This is a genomic window from Mycobacterium sp. TH-M11 (assembly GCF_057473725.1).
In genome coordinates this window covers 1-4,164 of the sequence record NZ_JBYCLD010000493.1, presented here as the reverse complement: position 1 = coordinate 4,164, position 4,164 = coordinate 1, and the positions used below count along the sequence as shown (strand labels likewise).

Genomic DNA, 4,164 nt, shown 5'->3' with positions numbered 1-4,164 from the left:
TACTAATTACGACATCCGCTCCTTGCACCGGAGCGTGGTACTCGCTTCGGTTGACGTCGTTTCGGGCGTCTCCGTTGACGATCTGCCGCGAGTGACGCCGTGCGCCGGCTGGAACCTCGTCGATCTGCTCACCCACATGACCGTCCAACACCGCGGCTTCGCCGCCGCCGCGCGCGGTCACGGCGCCGACGAGGCGGTATGGCGCACCGGGAGCGTCGGCGCGGCGGTGGCGGACGACCCGGCCGGCACCTATGCCGCGGCCGCCGCGCAGGTGATCGACGCCTTCGCCGGCGACGAGGTGATCGAGGCGCCGTTTGTCCTGCCCGAACTGGGTGGCCAGGCGGCGTTCCCCGGGGCGATGGCGATCGGCTTTCATTACATCGACTACGTCGTTCACGGCTGGGATGTGGCCCGCACGCTGGGCCGGTCGTATGAACTTCCGGCCGAGGCGCTGGCCGCCGCGATACCGCTGGCGCTCGTCGTTCCCGATGGCGACTTCCGTGCTGCTGACAACGCGCCGTTCGGCCCGGCGATCGGATCGCCCGAGCATGCCGGCGATCTCGACCGCATCCTGGCCCATCTCGGCCGTTCACCGCGATGGGACCCGCCCGTCGTCGCGGGCGATCGCCGCTAGTCGTTGTGCCCACCGCCGACGGGCGGTGAGATACTGCGACGATGGCTGCAACTTCGGCGCTGGATCGCGTCGACGACACAGTACGGCGTCGCGGCGGCGACCTCGTCGAGCTGTCGCACGCTATCCACGCCGAGCCGGAGTTGGCCTTCGCCGAGCACCGCAGCTGCGCGAAAGCACAAACCCTGGTGGCCGAGCGCGGTTTCGCGATCACCGCGGCGGCGGGCGGTTTGGACACCGCGTTTCGCGCCGACTACGGCAGCGGCCCGCTGACCGTCGGCATCTGCGCCGAATACGACGCGCTGCCCGAGATCGGTCATGCCTGCGGCCACAACATCATTGCCGCATCGGCGGTCGGCGCGGCGTTGGCACTCGCCGATGTCGCCGACGAACTGGGTCTGCGGGTGTCCTTGCTGGGAACCCCCGCCGAAGAATTCGGCGGCGGAAAAGTGTTGCTGCTCAACGCCGGGTTGTTCGACGATCTGGCGGTCTCGGTGATGGTGCATCCGGGTCCGGTGGATATCGCTGCCGCCCGCTCGCTGACACTGTCAGCGATCCGAGTGGTGTACCGCGGCAAGGAATCTCACGCGTCGGCCGCGCCTTTCCTGGGCATCAACGCGGCCGACGCGGTGACCGTCGCGCAGGTGGCGATCGGGTTGCTGCGCCAGCAGCTGGCGCCGGGCCAGCAGATGCACGGCATCGTCACCCGGGGTGGTCAGGTGGCCAACGTGATTCCCGCGCACACCGAGTTGCAGTACACGATGCGCGCGACCGATGCGTCGTCACTGGCCGACCTGGAAGCCAAAGTGGGCGACTGCTTTCTGGCCGGCGCGGTGGCCACCGGCTGTGACTTTCACGTCGAGCACACCGAGCCGATGTATGACGCGCTCAACCCCGATCCGTGGCTGGCCGAAGCGGTCCGCGCGGAGATGACCCGGCTGGGCCGCGCACCGCTCGCGGCGGAATACGAGGCGGCAGTGCCGCTGGGTAGTACCGACATGGGCAACGTCACCCAGCTGATGCCCGGCATCCATCCGATGGTCGGAGTCGACGCCGGTGGTGCGTCGTTGCATCAGCCCGAGTTCACCGCGGCCGCTGCCGGCCCGTCCGCCGACAAGGCCGTGATCGATGGCGCAATCATGTTGGCGCGCACAGTTGTTCGGCTCGCAGAGTCGCCGGAGCAACGCGACCGGGTGCTGACGGCGCTGACGGCGCGGGCGGCATCATGAGCCTGCGCCATCTCGCCGCTTCCTGGCTGGCCGCCCACAACGACGACCTCGTCGGCTGGCGCCGCCACATTCACCGCTATCCGGAGTTGGGTCGCCAGGAATTCGCGACCACGCAGTTCGTCGCCGAACGGCTGGTCGAGGCGGGGCTCAACCCCAAGGTGCTGCCCGGTGGCACCGGCCTGACATGCGATCTTGGACCCGACGGGGAGCCGTGCGTCGCACTGCGCGCCGACATGGACGCGCTGCCGATGGCCGAGCGGACCGGGGCTGCCTACACCTCGACGATGCCCAACGCCGCGCACGCCTGCGGCCACGACGGGCACACCGCGATCCTGCTGGGGACCGCGCTGGCTCTGGCGGGCGCGCCGGAATTGCCGATCGGCGTCCGGTTGGTCTTTCAGCCCGCCGAGGAGTTGATGCCCGGCGGCGCGCTCGACACCATCGCCGCGGGCGCGATGTCGGGCGTCAGCCGGATCTTCGCGCTGCACTGCGACCCCCGACTGGCGGTCGGCAAGATTGCGGTGAAGCCGGGGCCGATCACGTCGGCGGCCGACATGATCGAGATCACGCTGACATCGCCGGGTGGGCACACCTCGCGGCCGCACCTGACCGGCGATCTGGTCTACGGACTGGGCACGCTGATCACCGGACTACCCGGCGTGCTGTCGCGTCGCATCGATCCGCGCAACAGCACCGTGATGGTGTGGGGCGCCGTCAATGCCGGCGTGGTGGCCAACGCGATCCCGCAGCACGGCACGCTGGCCGGCACGGTCCGCACCGCCAGCCGCGAGACCTGGCTGGGGATGGAAGACATCGTCCGGGAGACGGTGACGGCGTTGCTGGCACCACTGGGCATCGAGCACACCCTGCAGTACAACCGCGGCGTTCCACCGGTGGTCAACGAAGAGGTCTCGACCCGCATCATCACGCACGCCATCGAGGCGATCGGGCCCGATGCGCTGGCCGACACCCAGCAATCCGGCGGCGGCGAAGATTTCTCCTGGTACCTCGAGGAAGTGCCGGGCGCGATGGCCCGCCTCGGCGTCTGGTCGGGTCACGGCCCGCAATCGGACCTGCACCAGCCGAACTTCGACCTCGACGAGCGCGCTCTGGGCATCGGGGTGCGGCTGATGGTCAACATCGTCGAGCAGGCCGCCGCCATCTGAACGCGAGTGTGCGTGTCTGCACGCCGACACGCCGCAACCGCGGTACAGCCACGCACACTCGTCGGGCGCGCACGGCAATCCGCCCTGTACACAGAGGCGGCTTTGTCCACATACCAGCCCTCGGCAGCCCCACATTCGCGGCGCAGCTTGGGTCACACGGCGACGATGGCGGACGTGAAAGACGGACTGAGTCGGCTGCTCGACGAGCAGGGCGGGGTGGTCACTTCTGCGCAGGCGTTGACCTTCCTGACTCGCCGCGGCTTGCAAGCAGAGCTGGAAAGCGGTGGACTGCACAAGGTTTGGTATGGCATCTATGGCCGTGGGGACGCCGTTGACGTCCGCTTGCGGTTGCGGGGCCTGGACCTGGCAACTGGCACGAGTGTCGCCGCATGTCTGGGTACCGCCGCCGCGGCGTACGGATTCGACACCGAGCGTGGCGACGATCTGCACGTCCTCAATCCACGCGGCGGCCAGCTTCGATCCGCGGACGGGCTGGTCGTGCACCGGCGTAGGGTGCACCACTGACCGTGTTGGCTGACCGGCCTCTCACCACGCCCGCATGGACGGCGATTGAGGTGGCCCGCGCGCTGAGCCGACCGCGGGCCCTGGCCACGCTGGACGCAGCCCTGCGTAGCGGTACGTGCAGCCGTGGCGAACTGGGCAATGCCGCCGGGCAGCAGTCCGGTCGGCGCGGCATCGTCGTCGTTCGTGAGCTACTCGCACTGGCTGCTGCTGAGGCGGAGTCGCCGATGGAAAGCGAGGCGCGACTGGTCATGATCGATGGTGGTCTGCCGACACCGACACTCCAATACGAAGTGGTCGATATGACCGGTCGCACCTGGAGGCTGGACTTCGCCTGGCCCGAGTGTCGCGTCGCGGTCGAGTATGACGGGGTGGCCTGGCACAGCGGCGCCGAGTCGTTCTTTCGCGATCGCCGACGCACTGCGGCATTGCAGGATTTGGGATGGGTGGTCGTCGTGATCGTCGCAGAGGATGTCCGACGTCGACCGCGGGAACTCCTCCGCCGTATCGAGGCCCAGTTGGAACGCGCCCGAGCCGCGTGAGCCGACCTCGAGCGTGCGCAGAATGCCGTCGTAGCCGGCGTGTCGCTGTGCAAACGCGCACGCTCGCGGCCAGT

At 68.9% G+C, this 4,164-nt stretch carries 3 protein-coding genes and 1 pseudogene; all 4 read left to right on the top strand.

Annotated elements, in window-relative coordinates:
• The coding region (locus AC2VOG_RS18875) for a TIGR03086 family metal-binding protein (protein ID WP_486941359.1) at nt 1–634 on the top strand (634 nt) is incomplete at its 5' end.
• A 41-nt stretch (nt 635–675) separates the two neighbouring features.
• Nucleotides 676–1,860, top strand: a complete 1,185-nt coding sequence (locus AC2VOG_RS18870) for a M20 family metallopeptidase (protein WP_486941358.1) — start codon at nt 676–678, stop codon at nt 1,858–1,860.
• On the top strand, nt 1,857–3,026 hold the full coding sequence (locus AC2VOG_RS18865) for a M20 family metallopeptidase (RefSeq protein WP_486941357.1): 1,170 nt from the start codon (nt 1,857–1,859) through the stop codon (nt 3,024–3,026). Before AC2VOG_RS18870 ends, AC2VOG_RS18865 begins: the two co-directional genes overlap by 4 nt.
• Nucleotides 3,027–3,191: 165 nt before the next feature.
• Nucleotides 3,192–4,090: pseudogene (locus tag AC2VOG_RS18860) on the top strand (DUF559 domain-containing protein).
• The last annotated feature ends 74 nt before the right edge of the window (nt 4,091–4,164 follow it).